The organism is Pelagibius sp., from assembly GCF_965249265.1.
In the GTDB taxonomy this organism is placed as follows: Bacteria; Pseudomonadota; Alphaproteobacteria; order Kiloniellales; family Kiloniellaceae; genus Pelagibius.
Map to the genome: position 1 here is coordinate 4,308,985 of NZ_OZ252224.1, position 16,189 is coordinate 4,325,173.

The window sequence follows — 16,189 nt, forward strand, 5'->3', positions numbered from 1 at the left end:
CGTTCCTCCCATCTTCTGGAGGAGAGGCTAACAGCCGGTCCCCCGCTTGAAATTTTAAAAAAACGCAAAACCTGTTTAGAAAAACTACACAACTTCCTCCCGAAAAAGATCGTAAATCTTTGCCTGGACAAGAGTTGGGAGGCACAAGGTGGCGGATGTTCAATCGATGGCCAATGCCATTCGTTTTCTTGCCATCGATTCAATTCTGGCCGCCGGGGAAGGCCACCAGGGGGTGCCACTCGGCATGGCCGAAATCGCGGCAACCCTTTATGCGCGCCATCTGAAAGTCGATCCCGCCGATCCGCTTTGGCCGGACCGCGACCGTGTCATTCTGTCGAACGGCCATGGCTCCATGCTGCTTTACGCGTTGCTTCACCTATCCGGCTACGAGAAGGTCTCGCTCGACGCGCTCAAGACCTTTCGCCAGTTGGGATCGGTCTGCGCAGGACATCCGGAGATCGAACAGGATGCAGGTATAGAATTGACGACCGGCCTGCTGGGCCAAGGGATTTGCTCTGCCGTCGGCATGGCCGTTGCCGAGGCCAAGTTGGCGGCAGAATTTGGCGGTCTCGTGGACCACCGAACCTGGGCCTTTGTCGGAGACGGATGTCTGCAAGAAGGCATGGGACAGGAAGCACTATCGCTCGCCGGGCATCTGAAACTGGGCAAACTCGCCTTCCTTTGGGATGACAATCAGATTACCGACGACGGCGCGACCGATCTGGCGATTTCCGAGGATGTCGCAGCGCGCTTCCAGGCAGCGCATTGGCATGTCCAAAGCGTTGACGGCCATGATATTGAGCAGATCGACGCTGCCATCAAGGCCGCGCAGGCGGACCCGCGCCCGTCTTTGATCGCCTGCCGAACCCGGATCGCCCGCGGCGTCCCGCGGTTGGAAGGACTGCGCGGCGGTCATAGCGCGCCGCTTGTCCCTCAAGATCGGATCGAGGCGCAAGACGCACTGAACTGGCGGCATGCGTCCTTTTCGGTGCCTGAAGGTGTTTACAGGGATTGGCGCGCCTCATTCGCGGTTGCCAGGGAAGAACGCGCCGCCTGGGTTGAACGTTTGGCGCAGCACCCGGACCGGCCAGAATTTGAACGGCGCATGGGCTCGGAGTTGCCCACATCCCTTCAACACATCTTCTCCGATACCGCAGCACAGGCTGGCCGCGAGAACACCCCGCGTGGGACGATTCAGTCTTCCGGCGACGTCTGCGATGCACTCGCCACGCCGATGCCCGAGGGTTTCGTACTCTGTGCCGATCTGGAGGCACCGACCAATCACAAGCGGTCCCGGTCCGCGTTCACTGCAGAGAACAGCGCTGGCAGTTATGTCCATTGCGGTGTACGCGAACACTTGATGGGCGCGATGGCAAACGGGATTGCGGCCCATAATGGGCTGCGCCCGATCGCCGTCACCTATCTTGCTTTCAGTGACTATGAACGGGCGTCCATGCGTATGGCTGCCTTAATGGGGCTACCCGTTGTTCATATCTTCAGCCACGATTCCATTGGCGTCGGCTCGAACGGGCCGACACATCAGCCTGTTGAAATTCTCGCCAGCTTCCGCGCTATGCCGGGCATGACCTTGTTCCGCCCAGCAGATGCGATTGAGACTGCGGAGTGCTGGCAGATCGCGCTGGAACGCCGGGATGGACCGTCCATGCTCGCCCTGTCCCGACAGGATGCAGCGCCGGTGCGCACCGAGGCACGTGAGAATCGCTGTCGTCACGGCGCATATGTGCTGCACGAAACGGATGGGCAGCGCGATGTGACCCTCATCGCCACGGGCACCGAAGTCGCCCTGATCACCGAGGCTGCCAACCGTCTGGACCAGGACGGCATCAAGGCGGCCGTAGTTTCCATGCCAAGTTGGGACCTCTTTGCGGAAGCCAGCACTGACTATCAGCAAAGCGTATTGGGCGAGACCCCAAGGATAGCGGTCGAAGCCGCCGTGGGCTTTGGTTGGGAAAGATGGTTGCGGCCAGAAGATAGATTCATCGGCATGACAGGTTTCGGCGCGTCGGCAAAGTCAGGGGCGCTGTACCAACATTTTGGCCTTACTGTGGACACAATAACCGACGCAGTCAGAGCGAAGATTTAGACTACTCTGCTGAAATCGCTCACTGAGTAAGTATCTGCGCGTTACAGACGCCAAAATACGGCCATTGAAGCTAGCGCCGCCAAAGCTCGCGCCACTGGGCGAACCTCTCTAACGTCGCTCCAAGCTTCGGCTGCAGCAACCGCGGGCCCATCAAGCGCGAACAGCCGTAGGAAAGGATATTGAGCGCGAGCTTAAGAAGCTCCTTGAAGCGCTCAAGGCCGGTAGAGCTCGGTCAGAAACGGTTGTTGGTAAGCGGACTCCGCAGTGACCGGAACGAGCCCGTTGCGGGCGTTCACTTGAGCCCGGTTCCGCAAAGTGACATTCGAACAGGCGATCCTGCTAGGCTGCACCGTATCGAGAGGAGCCAATCTGCCGTGTATTCAGATCTGAATGAATTCAATCGGAAGCCAGAGCCGTTTTCCCGTTACACAACCGATATGCTCTGGACCGATCCCTGGATCGCGCAGCAAATGCTAAAAGTGCATCTGGACGAGAGCACTGACTTGGCCTCGCGCAGGAGTCAGACCATCGACGACATTGTGGGATGGTTTGACCGAAAGATCGGCCTGTCGGGCAAGAAAGTCTGCGATCTGGGTTGTGGGCCAGGTCTCTATGCAAGGCGCATGGCGGCAAGAGGCGCCAAGGTGATTGGCGTCGATTTCTCGGCCGTTTCACTCGACTATGCGCGGTCCGAAGCCGCCGTCCATAATCTGGATATCGAATACCGAAAAGCAGACTATCTGATCGACGACCTGCCAGACGGACAAGATGTCGTCAGCCTGATTTGGTGTGATTTCTGCACACTCCCACCCGAAAAACGACACACCCTGCTGGAGCGGATCAAGGGAATGCTGAACCCCGGCGGAACAGTCGTTTTCGATGTGTCGACCACGCAGCAGTTCGAGAAACGGCGTGAGGTCATGACCTACGGACGCCGTCCCATGGGCGATTTTTGGTCGCCGGATGACCACTTCTGCTTCCAAACCACCTTTCTCTATGGTCAGGACAAGATCGCGCTCGACCGTTATCTGATCGTTGCGCCGGAACGTCGGCTCGAGATTTTCAACTGGATGCAGTATTTTGATCCCGAGACGATCTTGAGCGAAGTGGACGGATCCGGGCTGATCGTAGAGGAACTCGTTGATGTGATGACCGGAGAACCTTGGACGCCGGAAGCAGGAGAGATAGCCGTAATTGCACGGGTATGAACTCTGTTTCCGTCGCGGTTTGAGACGGAGGGCCGCTTCGTTCGCACTCCAGCCTTCAGAACAGACCCGGTCTGTGAACCGCGGTAGGGCAACACCGAGACCAGTGTACAAAGTGCTGCCCTTCGCACCAATGTCGGCACATGTGCCTGTATAATGATCATGACGCTGAGGAAGTCCAGGGTTGGGCGCCGCGAGGCTGTCAAGTCTGTCCGCTTAAGCTCTCTTTTCGCCGGAGCTCGCCCGTCGGCCTAGAAACACTCCCCCGGAGTGTTTCTTTCACGGTCTCAGCCTTCGAGTTATGAGGGGGTCTCGTACCCACAGGAGGTTGCTGGTCCAAAACCCCATCACCGGCGACCAACAAAAAACCCGGCCTTGGGCCGGGTGTTTTGTTGGTTGCGGGGGCACGCAACCAACTTCGTGCACTTTTCTCTGCCTTAGGACTTCATGCGGCCCAACGCTCCGCATAGCCAGTTACAGAGGCACTCAATCGTCGTCAGCAGCAAGGCCTCTTTCAAGCAGTGACGTGAAGCGCCAAGCCGTTCCATGGCCGTACTAAGGTGATGTTTCCGTCACTGGGCTCCCAGAAGCGGCCATTCTGCGCGGTGTTTTCGGCCGTCCCAGCCCTCGATCTCGATCCAGAGGCGGGTGCCCTCCAGCACCGGGGGCAGGTGCAGGTGGCCGTGGGCGATGCCCTCCGCTCCCTCGACGTCCGCGCGGTCGATCTCCTCGCCAGCAGCGTCCGATAGCCCGACCCGGATGAAACGCGCGTCACGGAAGCGCGCCCCGGCGATCTCGGGGAAAACGTTAGTCTCCGCGCCCGGGCGGATGGCCGGCAGGTCTGCCTCTAGGAAGCCGGCGATGGCCACCGCGCCAAACTTGAAAGGCCCGGCCGCCTGGGCGGCAAAGCTTGTGCCCTTGTCGCCGAAGCCCTCGGCGCCCAACGTCAGCACCAGCACAGCGCCGGAAAGGATGCCGCCAAGCCCCAAGACGTTGACGTACTTCAGCGCCCCCATGGGCCCGCCCCAGGGTTTGACCCAGTGCCAGAGTCGCTTGAGGCCGGCCGCCAGCCGGCTGCCGACCAGCAGCTCCGCCGCCGCCCGCCTTGTGCGCTTCAGGTAGATGATGGGGCCGGAGACGGCCAGGAAGCTCGCCACCGCCCCGCCCAGGAACCAGACCAGCTTGACGGCGAGATCGGCCGCACCGCGCTTGGCCCAGGAGCCGTAGTGCAGCGGGTGCATGGCGGCGTCGATGCGCTGCATGGCGGTCCAATCCTCCGAGAGACGCGCGCCCATGATCTCGGCGGTGTAGGGGTTCACGTAGACCGTGTTGGGACCGCCGTTGAGAAGCACCTCGCCGCGGTCGCCGCGAGCGGTGAAGGGCTGGGCGGCGTTGGCCGGCGGGATCAGCAGGGTCACCGTCATGTCGGGATAGGCGGCCTGCACCGCGGCGACGATCTCCGCGCCCGAGCGCGGGGTCGGTGTTTCGGGGCCGAGGGCATCCAACTCGGCAGTGGAGAGGGTCGGCGGGTCCGGCCAGTCCTCGACGATCTCCGGGGCGCCGCCGGGCTCGACCAGAGGGTTCTGATAGAACCACCAGGCGCCGGTCAAACCGATGACCAGCAGGAACCAGGCCGACCACAGCGCCGTCAGCCGGTGCAGGTCGCCCAACCAGGTGCGAGCCCCACGGTGAAACCGCGGGCGGCGCAGGAAGCCGCGCCAGAACTTCTTATAGGTGATCAAACCTGTAAAGATGGAGATCAGCATGAGAATGCCAAAGACGTTCACCACGTAGCGACCGACCACCGGCAGGAATAGCGTCGTGTGCAAAGTGTTGACGAAACGCCCGACGGTGAAGACAGCGGTTTCCCCCGTCACCGCGCCGCTGTAGGGGTCGACCCAGATCGAGCGGAAGCCCCCGCCCGGCACCGCGACCAGGGCCGAGGCAGCGGTTCGCTCGCGCAGGGCGGCGGTGTTCACGCTGTTCACGCCATAGTCCGGATAGGCGGCGAGCACACTGTCGTAGAGCGCGCCGGGATTAACCCGGCTCTCCGCCGGCGCAACGCGCATCTCCGGATAGATCAGCCAGTCGATTTCGGCGAAGAGCACGGTGATGGTACCCGACACCATGACCACGGCAAGCAGGATGGTGAGCCAGAGGCCTGTCGCCGAATGCACCAGAAAAGCGATGCCGTAGACCGTCCGCTTGCGCCTCAATTCGACCGAGGCCGCCGAACGCCCGCTGATTTCAACGGTCATGCATCTCTCTTTCCAAAATGCCTGGAGTCGAACCAATCGTCTCCACTCACTCGTGCTCCTTGATGATATGAGGTGGGATCTCCGAAGCTGAGTCGACTTACGTTCAGACCAGTGTTTTCGCCTGGATCAAGCCTTCCCCCCATCATGTTTCCATCCAGCAACACTCGCTAAAATCTGACTTTACCGACGATTCCGAACGCTAGTGGCTCACCGGGCTCTAGCCGCATGCTGACGCCAGAAAATCGTCGCACCGCATAGTCCCTATCAAGCAGGTTTCGCGCAAAAGCAAAGATCTCGAAATTCTCCGCCTCATAGCCGATGCGCGCATTAACGAGAAGGCGTGAGTCGATCTCCGTCGTATTTGCTGTGTCGTCGAAACTGTTGTCCGTGTAACTCCCGTCCGCCGAAATGAAGACACCGTTGTCAAACCAATAGGTCGCCCCGGCAGCGGCACTGAAGCGCGGCGCGTAGTTGAACTCGTTTCCACTAAAATCCTGTCCCAGGGCCACAAACTCCTGAAACTCGGTGCGGACAAATGCGCCGGATGCGAAGACTTCCAGATTTTCGGTCGCAAGCGCCGTCAGTTCAAACTCTCCACCGAAAAGGCGCGACTTGCCGGCATTGGTCACTTCGACATCAAGGAAGAACGGCGGGCCGGCGGGAACAATCTGGAGGACCTGCTGATCTTTCCAGCTCGTGTAAAAAAAGTTCGCATTCGCCGTCACGCGCTTGTTGAGCCACTGGGACCTTACAGATGCCTCATAGTTCCAAGTGAACTCAGGATCGAACGCATCTGGTTGCCCGGCGAAGTTTGAAACGACCCCGCCGGCACGGTAGCCGCGCTGTACCGTGAAGCCGACACTGAGATCATCGGTCACATCGTAGACGATACCGGCTTTTGGCAGGAAGGCGTCAAATGTGGCCTCCGCATCAAATGCATCGGCGCGGGTCGATGTCTTTTCTCGATCATAGCGGAGACCACCGATCAGCCTTAAGTCCGACAAGACGTCGACTTCAATCTCGCCAAACACGGCGGCGTTCTGCGTCTCTGCCGTACTCTCAAGAAGGGCGGTCAAGCCGGGACTTTCAGACTGAGTAAAACTGGACTCTTCTATATCTGCGTAGAACAGGCCGAGCACACCTCTGACCGGATCCCGATCGTAGGACAGCAGGACTTCCTGCTGGAAGTTTTCACCTTCTCGGTTCCGGAGTATCGAACTCCCAGGAGTGTTGGAAAAGTCACCGTCTTCGAGACTTTCCTTATCCCCCTCAAAATAGTTCGTCTTGGAGGTGATAGCGAAATCGTCGGTCAGTTCGTAGCTCAGATTCAATGTCACACTGTCAACTCTGCTGTCGCTGAAGCCCGGGACATCAACGGTTACAGTGCGGTCGTCTGAAAATAGGGACTCATCGACATTCACCTCGCCGAGTTTAGAGTCAATGTGAAAATACTTCAGCGTTGCCGTGAACTCTTCCGTAGGCTGCAATCGAACGGTCGCGCGAAGCGTCGTGTTTTCCCGGTCACCGGCATCGTCGATCCCAAGTGTCGAGTTTTCGATGAAACCGTCTGTTCGCTCGTAGTCACCGGAGACACGCACCGCCAAAACGTCCTCAACAAGAGGAACGTTAACGGCGAGCGCCCCGCCTTGCGTATTGAGATTTGCGAGCTCGCCACGTGCTTTGGCTTCGTATTCGAATGTCGGATCCTTGGATTGTATGTTCACTGAACCCGCCAGTGCATTGCGGCCGGTCTGGGTCGATTGCGGCCCGCGCAAGATCTCGATCTGCTCTAGATCCCAGGTCGAATGGGGAATGCGGCTGTTTACGGCTGAAACGTTCGATAGCGACGCCCCATCGACGATCGTCGATACCGCTTGACCGTTCCCCCGACCCGCGGCGAAGCCGAAGGAGGGAATGCCGCGAATTGCGATGTCGCTGTTCCCAGCCGCTGCGTTGACGCCCGGCGTGCGTTCAATCACGGTAAAGATATCGGGGTCCGAGCGTTGCTCAAGCTCCTCACCCCGGATGACGACGGCACTGGTCTGGGTGTCTTGAAGCGTCCGCGTCAGCAGTTCGCCCTCTACGATAATCGGATCGAGCCGAATCGGCCCGTTCTCCGCAATAACCCGATTGCGCTCGAGAGCGACCACGTCGCTGCCGCTATAGCGATAAGTCAGGCCGCTGCCTTCGAGAAGACGGCGAAGAGCATCGTCGGCGCTCATGCGACCCGACACGGCGGGCGCTGTGAGTCCCTGCGTTAACTCGCTGCCTGCGAAGAACTGCAGACCCGTCTGCCGGCTTAGCGCACGCAGCGCGTCGCTCAGGGGTTGCGAAGGAATGTCTACCGAGATCGCTTCGGCCTGCGCCAGTTGCGCGGCCGAGACGGCTAGTGATTTACCTGCCGCCTTCACCAGCGAACCGCTTGACCCATCGTCGCTGTTGGCGGCGGCCGCATTTGCAGCGGCAACGATGCAGACGACGCCGGTAAACGCCAGCCTGCCCGTGAACACCAACCCGGCCGTGAACACCGGCGTGATGGACAGCCCTGCCCGGTTCCCTGCATCCCGCATAAACAACTCCCCCCTCACACCGACGGCATCCGTCAGCAATTGCGACCCATTCGCAACACCCTCAAAAGACACGACGGGTGACGGGCGGAAAACCGTAACGATTAATGGAAAATCAGCGGAGAATGACCAGCATCGGCCAATTCGTGAGGAGTTGCAGGCCGCTCGATTCGGCGACAATCTGCAAAGACCGGTCGACATCATCGAGGGAAAGAACACCGTCGAACCGTTTGGCCGCGGCCCTTTCGTTCAAGAGAAGGACACGTCCCGGCCGATAGCGATCAAGCGCCTCGATGACCTCGGCCAGCGGTGCGTTTTTGAAGTCGAGGACGCCCTCGCGCCAGGCCAGCGCCCGCTCGACATCAATGGCCGAAGTCTCCAGCCGCGCGTCCGCGTCATCGACCGAGGCGGCCTCGCCCGGACCGATCAGTGCGCTTGCTCCGGCCCCTGTCCCAGCCGCCGGCAGCGTGACGCGAACCCGCCCCGATTGAACCAGAGCCGACCATCCTGTGCCATCGGCGGAGACCGCAAAGACCGTTCCCACCGGCCGGGCCTCCACTGCCTCGGTGACGACGACAAGGTCGCGCCCCGATCTGCCGGCGGTCTCGAAAACGGCGATGCCGGCATGCAGGCGGATGCGCCGCTCCGACTCGCTCTCCGACCAAGACATCGAAGCGCCGCTGTCCAGTTGCGCGACCGTTCCGTCCGGCAGCGTAATCCGCTCGATACTGCCGACGGGCGCACTGTAATCGGCGGTCAGGCCGGGATCGTACAGGACCCAAAGCAGGGCGAGCCCCGACACACCCAGGACACCGCCGCGCAACGCATGGCGGCGACGGCGGGCGCGGCGCGCGATGGCCCGCGGATCGAAGCCGGGCGGGAAGGCCCGGCCACCCTTGAGCTGACGAAGCTCGGGTCCGAGCGGGTCTGACGGGCGCTCGGTCTTGTGATCCGGGTTTCGTGGGGGGCGGTGGTCGGCCATGGTCAACCGTTGGTCCAACGGTGGTGTTCTGTCAAAGGGTTATGACGTATGAGGGCGCGAAAACCGTAGTCAAATCTTTACCTGCGGATGCGGTCGTCAGCATCTAGCTGCCGTTTGCAGGCGCGCAGCGCCTTGGCCACACGCTTCTCGACGGTGCTTTTCGAAACTCCGAACATGGCGGCGACTTCGTCGTAGCTCAGCCCGTCGATGCGGAGCAGATAAATCATCGCTCGGGTTTCCTCCGGCAGCTTGGCAAGCGCCGCGTCCAGCCGGCGCAGACAATCCCGGGCAATCGCGGTCTGTAGCGCATCGGGCGACGGATCACTGGCGGCCAGGCTATGGACGGTCTGCGGCGGGGTCTCCACCCTGCGGTAGCGGTCGCTACGCGCCGCGTCGATCGCCACGTTGGCGGCGGCGCGGAAAAGGTAGGCCCGCGGATCCTCGATACTCGCCGCGGCGCCGTTTTGGGACATTCTGATGAAGAGATCGTGCAGCAGGTCGCGCGGCTGATCGCGCGGACCCGCCTTGCGCCTGAGAAAGGCCAGCAGTTCGTTCTGGTTGGCCAGGAAGACGTCGAGCCATACCGACCTGCGGCCGCCCGGCGTCCTGGACCAGTCTCCGCTCCCCACCACCGGCTCCTGAATTTGATCTTGGTCGTTTGGATGTCTAAGCGCCGTAGGTTGGCGTCTCCAGGCCCAATTTGCAACTCGTTCTCATTCGCAGAGAGAATCCCGGCTGCGGCAAAGACAAGGATGGCGCCGATCACAGCGCAAGATCCGGAAAAAAAAGCTGGCATTCAGGGAGAACAGCGGCGCCTTCTCTCGCCTCAAGGTCGCTATCTGGCGCCGGCCGACCTGGCTGTTGCCCCCTTCGGCGGCAATGCACAGTCCGCCAGACTGTAGCGATTCAAGTCCGCGATGAAACGCGCCTCTGCTCCGGCCAATATCCCTTTCAAGCGGCAGGTCGGCGTGATGATGCAGGCACCGCCATCCTCAGCGAAGCACTCCACAAGAACCGCGCCGCGCTCCAGCACCGCCACGATATCGCCGAGGCGCAGTCTCTCGGCAGGTCTCCCCAAGACAGCCCCGCCGCCGGTTCCGCGGCGGGTCTCGACGAAACCGGCTGCTGCCAGCGCCGCCATCACTTTCGTCAGATGATTCCGGGAGATCCCGAACTCGGCAGCGATCTCAGCGGTGGAATGGGTCCGGTCAGGCTCCCCCGCCATCCGCATCAGAGCGCGGAGGCCGAAATCCGTGAAACTCGTAAGCCGCATGCTCAGATTTCTTCTACTATGAGAATGAGTTGCATTATCGTTCCAGCGGTGATAATCGGTACTCTAAATACCGATTGAGAAAATAATGCGTCTTTGGCCGGTCATCAATGGATTGTCCAGGCTTAACCCCCGGCGGGCTGCCTGGTTCGCCGTCGGTGTCGCGGCCCTTGCACTGGGCGCGGCAGGTGTTTTTCTGCCCCTGCTGCCGACGACACCCTTTGTACTTGTCGCGGCCTTTGCCTTCGGAAAGAGCGCACCGGTGGTCGCAGACTGGCTTCGGGACAGCCGCATCTTCGGCCCGGTGATCGCAGACTGGCAGGCGCAGGGCGCCATCGCCCCGCGTTTCAAAGCCCTGGCGATCGTGATGATGGCCGCCGTCTTCCTGCTGAGTGTCGCCCTCTCCGTGTCTGCCTTCGTTCTGGTCGTGCAGGCCATCTGCATCACAGGAGCAGCTGCATTCATCCTAAGCCGCCCGAACGGACCGGGCGAGTGATCCGCCGGCAATGGCCGGTGATCTCTATCCGAAAGAAAAAGACTGAGTCAGAAAGGAAACCAAGATGCACAGACTACTGCTGCCGCTCGCCATCGCGGCCTTACCCGCAGCAGCAGCCGCGGAAACGACTCTCATCGACACATCCAAACTGCCGGTACGCCAAGTCCACGACGTGGCGGAACTGACACCCCTGGCCGTCTCGCCGTCCGGTTCTCCGGCCGTGGTTCTTCTCGATCTGGACGCCGGCGATGTGGTGCCGCCCCATGCGGCCAAAAGCGGCCTGCGACTGCTTACCGTACTATCGGGAGAGATGTCCTGGGGCGACGGAAACAGCATCGACGAGAGCCGGGAGACCGTGTATCCGGCGGGAAGTCTCCTTGTCGTACCCGCCGGTCTGGATCACTGGCTCGCCGCACGCGGAGGTGACGTCCGCGTGCAACTGGTGGTGCTCGACGACGAGACACCCGTCCCCGCAATGCTGGAGCAGATGCAGTGAGAACGCCATGCTGGAGGGCTCTTTAGCTCCTGGCAGTATGGGTCGTCCAAGGTGCGAGCCTACAACACTTCAGCGAAGGCAGACAGGACACCGAACAAGAGGGCAATGACCGCGAGAGCGGCCGTGCTGCGCGGTGCATAGGGCAACAGAAAGGCCAAAACAAAACCCGCCACCGAGAGCACGCCAAACCAGGCTACGGCTGCTATTGCGGCACCCCATACCGCGAAGCAAGGGAGTAGGGATAACCCGAGGCAAAGCCAGCCTGCGATGCGAAGGACAGTGTTCGCGGCGGGGCTTGGACCTTGGGCCCAGACCTGCCGGCGATGGCGCTGCATCGACAGGCAAACACCCGTGAAACCTGCATAGGCGAGTGACAACGCCAGCATCGTCATGCTTCGCGCCGTTCTGCATTGATTTCAGCGGGCACCGGCAGACCCCGATTTGGATGTCCAGGACCAACACCGGTTGGCCGTTTTCGACCGACATGCCACGCTATCCAGCCCAACAACAGGCCTGTTGCCAACATGGTCAGGTCGAATCCGGCCAGGACCCAGTTGCCCTCCGGCAACGTCGCGCCGAGATGGCTGCCGGTGGTCGCCGCGTTCACGATCGGCAAGGCGCTGAACAAAAAGGCCGCGAAGGCGAGCTGTTCTATCCAGGCACGCCTGGAGGAGCGCAGTATCGGATGGATGAACGCCAGTATCCAGGCCAGGAAGAAGCAACCGGCTTCCATGTCGGCGCGCGAAGCGCGTTCAACCGGCAGCAAGCGATTGGCCCAGAAGAAGGCCGCCATGGCGATCGGCAGTCCGACGATCGTACCCACGTTGAGGATCTCGACCAGACGCCGGCCGGCACCCGCCTTTTCCGGCGCGTCGCGTTTCACACAGCGCTTGACGACCCAAAGCACCAATCCCGTGGCGATCATCGCGGTTCCGGCAAGACTCGACACAAAGTAAAGAAGCCGGACAAAGGGCTCGGCAAAACGACCGATATGCAGCCCGTACATCACCGCTTGGGTTTCCGCCGCCCAGCGGTTGCGGTCTGTTGCGGCCACTATCCTGCCCGTCGTTCCGTCGAAGGTGACTTTCCTGCGGTGAAAGGCAATCTGCGCTGCGTCCGACGAAGTCAGTTCGATCCGCGCATTGGCATCCCCTGGACGGTAAACATCGATGCGTCCCACGGCAGCGCCGTCCCAGCGGCGAACCGCCTCTTCGATGACCGGGCCGATGGGCACCAGCGGCGCGGCTATATTCGCTGCCGCAGGAATGGTTGTGCTGAGCGAAGCCTCGGAGAGAAAGGCCTGCTGATCTCCCTGATAGGCCACATCCCGGCCCCAGGGCATGTAAAGAAACATCAGTGTGATCAACCCGGTGTAGGTGATCATCAGATGGAAAGGCAGCGCCATTACAGCCAGAACGTTGTGGGCGTCGAGCCAGGAGCGATGGGAAACCTTACCGGGCCGGAAGGTGAAGAAGTCCTTGAAGATGCGCCGATGCGTAATGACACCGCTGATCATGGCAACCAGCATGATGATCGTTGCTGCCCCGACGATCAGGCGGCCCCAGATCGACGGCATGTTCAAGTCGAAGTGAAAATAGAACAGGAAGTCGCCGCCGTATGTCGCGCGGGCCACCACCGGCTCCCTGCTGACGGTGTCCAGCGCTTCACGCTGAAAGGATGGGAATTCGCCCGGATCGCGCCAAACATAGAGGTGGGCGACCGGGTCGCGTTCGTCAGGCAGGTCGACGAGCCAGCGCCGCGCGCCGGGAGCGATTCCGTGCAACCTTTCCAACGCCACGGCCGCCGCATCGGCCGCGGGTGCCATCTGGCGCAATTCGGGCTGCATCCATTGGGTGATCTCGTGACGGTAAAAGCTCGCGGTTCCCGTCAGAAAGATGGCGAAGAGCAACCAGCCGACCACCAGGCCCGACCAGGTATGCAGCCAGGCCATCGACTGGCGAAATCCAGGCTTCATAAAGCCCCCCCAAGCCGGAGGATCAGCAGCGGCACGCAGAGCAGGGCCGTAGACAAGGTCAACCCTGCCCAGACGCGCCCCACGCTGGATGCCGAAAACGCCCATAGAGCAACGCAGACGTAGACGACAAAACTGACCATCGTCGCGGTTAGGACTGCTTCGGAACGCGCCATCGGCAGAACGAGCGAGAGGCATATCGCCGTCGCCGACGACAATGCGTAACCACCGACCGCGGCAGCGGCGATGCGGGAAAGAATGTCTACTCGCGACGCGTCCGACTTCATGGGCACCCAAGCCGTTTCGACATCACCATCTGAACCTAAGCGTTGCGAGAACGCTGCGGCCGACCCCCTGGAAGCAGCGATCAATTCTTGCGCAGGATGCAACGTAGCGTTTGTCGAAGATGTTGGTGGCGCTCAACGCGAATTGCGATCCGGTGAGTGCGGGCGCAATGCCGCCAAGGTCGTAACGGATGGCGGCATCGACCAAGGTGTAGCCGGGGGCTTCGAAGGTGTTTTCGACGTTACCGGCGCTGCTGCCGACATATCTCACGCCGACGCCGGCGCCCAGCCCGGCGAGATCGCCCTCCTGGATGGTATAGTCGCCCCAGATAGACGCCCAATGATCGGCGGCACCGGCCGGTGTGTTGCCGGCATTGCCGTCATTGTCCTCGGTTATCTCAAGATCCTGATAGGTATAGGCCGCCAGTAGGCTGATGCCGTTGTCGAAGCTGGCCGTAGCTTCTATCTCGACACCGCGTGAGCGAATCTCGCCGGTTTGAATACTGTCCCCCGGATTGTCCGGGTCTGAGGTGAGAACGTTTTGCTGCGTCAACTGAAAGGCTGCCAGCGTGGCAAGAGCATTGTAATCGTTCGGCTGAAACTTGATGCCGGCCTCGAACTGGGTACCGGTTGTCGGATCGAAGGCAGACCCTTGGGCGTCGACACCTGGTTGAGGCTGGAACGATTCCGAGTAGCTGATGTAGGGAGCGAGGCCGATGTCAAAGACGTAGCCGACGCCGGCCCGTCCGGAAAATGCACGATCGGACTGCTTCGAACTCGTATTCGCTATCTGGTTTTCGTTCTCGATGCTTGACCAGTCGTAGCGGCCGCCAAGGGTCATGATCCAGTTGTCGAACCGGATCTGATCCTGAACATAGACGCCAATCTGCTCTTCATCGGTTTCCGTTCTTTGAAACGGGGTAAGAGCTGGGATATCCAAGTTGTAGACGGGATTGAAGAGGTCAATGGTCGCAACGGTGCCGAGGCGGCGGTCGGTATGGCGATTGAGCGTCTGGTAATCCAGACCGAGAAGAACCGTGTGACTGATGGGATCGGTCTCGAACCGCGCCTCGACATGGGTATCAATGGTAACGTCGTCCGATGTCTCGTCGGCGCTGAAGCTTGACCGGTTCAAGGTACGAAGATCCGCTTGAAGAGTGCCGAAGATGGCCTGCAGTTCCAGATCGTTGTGCAGGTAGCGGGCGTTTTGGCGCAGCGTCCAGGTTTCGTCGAAGTGATGTTCGAACTGGTAGCCGATGGAGAAGAGTTCCCGGTCCCAACTGTTGAAGTTTGGGTCGCCCTGGAAAAAGTCATCCGCGATCTCCCCGTTGGGATTCGGAAAGATCGTTCCGAAGGCCGGCACGCGGTTGACGAAACCACCTTCGAAGTCATCGTCTTGATAGGTCGTCAGTAAGGTTAGCGTGGTGTCTTCCGTCGGCCGCCAGGTGAAAGCCGGCGCAATGACCTTGCGGTCCCTTCCCGTGAAGTCGGTTTGCGACTCCGTGTCCAGGGCAAGACCGGTCAGCCGAAAAAGGAACTGCCTCTCGTCATCGACCGCGCCGCCGAAATCAAAAGCGCCCTCGAAGCGATTGAAGCTGCCGACCTCACCTTGGATCTCGTAAAAGCTTTCTTCCGTCGGCCGCTTGCTGACATGGTTTATGACCCCTGCAGGCGTGGTCTGGCCATAAAGGACGGAACTGGGTCCTTTGAGGATTTCGACACGCTCGAAAAGATAAGGCTCGAATCCGGCAGCAGCAAAGTCCGTACCCCGCACCCTTAGGCCATCGACGTATTCGTTCCCTGAGGTGCCGGCGGTGCCGTCGCCGCCGAAGCCGCGAACGGTAATATTGCTGCCGGCCAGACCTGACGATTCCGCTTGCAGATTCGATCTGACGCCGGCGTTGTATTGTACCGCTTCACCGACGTTCTGCACCGCCCGTGCATCCATCTGATCGCGTGTAACGACCGAAATCGATTGCGGGGTTTCAATTATTGGAGTGTTGGTTTTCGTACCCGTCGCGCTGCGGTTCGCGACATAGCCGTCGACAGGGCCGTAGGGCGATTCTCTTGTGCCCTCCACTACGACCGCGCCAAGCCGCATCGGTCCACTGCCCTCCTCACTCGCATTGCGTTCCAGCGTTACGGTATTGGCATCGGTGAACTTGAACGAGATGCCGGTACCGGCAAGCAAGACCCGCAGGGCATCGGCGGCTGAGTACGTCCCCGATACGCCACGCGAGCGAAGGCCCGACAGGTCGCCGGTTTTATAGGCAAAGAAGATGCCCGCCTGATCAGAGAACCGATCCAACGCCGTATTCAGAGGTTGCTCTTCGATAGAGAAATCCCGGACCGCATCGGCTTGTGCAATCGACAGGGAAGGATCTTGGTCCCTTGCCGCGGCCGGCGTCGTTGCGCTGAACGTCGCGCCGATGGAGAGCGCCGTGATTGTGGCAGCGGTGAAGCACAGCCGTTTCCCCGTAACCCCTTGGCTGACGTTCCTTCGCTGCTGACTTCGGCCAATTCCCCAAGCGCCGGTTTCCGAACCCATTCTCTGT

The 16,189-nt window shown here is 60.7% G+C and carries 13 protein-coding genes; 4 read left to right on the forward strand and 9 right to left on the reverse strand.

Annotation, left to right across the window (positions count from 1 at the left end; genetic code table 11):
* The first annotated feature begins 148 nt into the window (after nt 1-148).
* Together ACP146_RS20225 and ACP146_RS20230 are read left to right on the forward strand one after the other, a co-directional pair.
* A complete protein-coding gene (locus ACP146_RS20225; protein WP_422368568.1) occupies nt 149-2,104 on the forward strand; it encodes a transketolase family protein in 1,956 nt (651 codons plus the stop codon).
* Nucleotides 2,105-2,478: 374 nt separating this feature from the next.
* Complete coding sequence (locus ACP146_RS20230) at nt 2,479-3,312, forward strand: class I SAM-dependent methyltransferase (protein WP_422368569.1); 834 nt, start codon at nt 2,479-2,481, stop codon at nt 3,310-3,312.
* 569 nt (nt 3,313-3,881) lie between these two features.
* On the opposite strand, the gene ACP146_RS20235 is transcribed toward ACP146_RS20230, so the two are convergent.
* The 5 genes from ACP146_RS20235 to ACP146_RS20255 form a co-directional block, all read right to left on the reverse strand.
* A complete protein-coding gene (locus ACP146_RS20235; protein ID WP_422368570.1) occupies nt 3,882-5,567 on the reverse strand; it encodes a PepSY-associated TM helix domain-containing protein in 1,686 nt (561 codons plus the stop codon).
* A gap of 167 nt (nt 5,568-5,734) precedes the next feature.
* Nucleotides 5,735-8,176 carry a TonB-dependent receptor domain-containing protein gene (locus tag ACP146_RS20240; RefSeq protein WP_425032965.1) on the reverse strand — a complete coding sequence of 814 codons (2,442 nt, stop codon included), beginning with the start codon at nt 8,174-8,176 and terminating at the stop codon, nt 5,735-5,737.
* A gap of 73 nt (nt 8,177-8,249) precedes the next feature.
* The gene (locus ACP146_RS20245; protein ID WP_422368572.1) at nt 8,250-9,134 is read right to left on the reverse strand and encodes a FecR family protein; all 885 of its coding nucleotides are present in this window, start codon (nt 9,132-9,134) and stop codon (nt 8,250-8,252) included.
* A gap of 59 nt (nt 9,135-9,193) precedes the next feature.
* Nucleotides 9,194-9,745 (reverse strand): RNA polymerase sigma factor, encoded by a 552-nt coding sequence (locus tag ACP146_RS20250; protein ID WP_422368573.1) that lies wholly within the window; start codon nt 9,743-9,745, stop codon nt 9,194-9,196.
* A gap of 206 nt (nt 9,746-9,951) precedes the next feature.
* Nucleotides 9,952-10,389, reverse strand: coding sequence for an Rrf2 family transcriptional regulator (locus tag ACP146_RS20255; protein ID WP_422368574.1), 438 nt, complete (start codon nt 10,387-10,389; stop codon nt 9,952-9,954).
* 85 nt (nt 10,390-10,474) lie between these two features.
* On the opposite strand from ACP146_RS20255, the gene ACP146_RS20260 reads away from it, so the two are divergent.
* Both ACP146_RS20260 and ACP146_RS20265 read left to right on the forward strand, forming a co-directional pair.
* Nucleotides 10,475-10,882, forward strand: coding sequence for a YbaN family protein (locus tag ACP146_RS20260; protein WP_422368575.1), 408 nt, complete (start codon nt 10,475-10,477; stop codon nt 10,880-10,882).
* A gap of 64 nt (nt 10,883-10,946) precedes the next feature.
* Nucleotides 10,947-11,378 carry a cupin domain-containing protein gene (locus ACP146_RS20265; protein ID WP_422368576.1) on the forward strand — a complete coding sequence of 144 codons (432 nt, stop codon included), beginning with the start codon at nt 10,947-10,949 and terminating at the stop codon, nt 11,376-11,378.
* Between the two features lie 59 nt (nt 11,379-11,437).
* Here ACP146_RS20265 and ACP146_RS20270 read toward each other — a convergent pair whose 3' ends face one another.
* The 4 genes from ACP146_RS20270 to ACP146_RS20285 are packed head-to-tail and all read right to left on the reverse strand — an operon-like array spanning nt 11,438 to nt 16,182.
* Nucleotides 11,438-11,770 carry a DUF3325 domain-containing protein gene (locus tag ACP146_RS20270; protein WP_422368577.1) on the reverse strand — a complete coding sequence of 111 codons (333 nt, stop codon included), beginning with the start codon at nt 11,768-11,770 and terminating at the stop codon, nt 11,438-11,440.
* Complete coding sequence (locus ACP146_RS20275) at nt 11,767-13,353, reverse strand: PepSY-associated TM helix domain-containing protein (RefSeq protein WP_425032966.1); 1,587 nt, start codon at nt 13,351-13,353, stop codon at nt 11,767-11,769. Before ACP146_RS20275 ends, ACP146_RS20270 begins: the two co-directional genes overlap by 4 nt.
* Nucleotides 13,350-13,637 (reverse strand): DUF3649 domain-containing protein, encoded by a 288-nt coding sequence (locus ACP146_RS20280; protein WP_425032967.1) that lies wholly within the window; start codon nt 13,635-13,637, stop codon nt 13,350-13,352. Before ACP146_RS20280 ends, ACP146_RS20275 begins: the two co-directional genes overlap by 4 nt.
* 22 nt (nt 13,638-13,659) lie before the next feature.
* Nucleotides 13,660-16,182 carry a TonB-dependent siderophore receptor gene (locus ACP146_RS20285; RefSeq protein WP_422368579.1) on the reverse strand — a complete coding sequence of 841 codons (2,523 nt, stop codon included), beginning with the start codon at nt 16,180-16,182 and terminating at the stop codon, nt 13,660-13,662.
* Between the last annotated feature and the right edge of the window lie 7 nt (nt 16,183-16,189).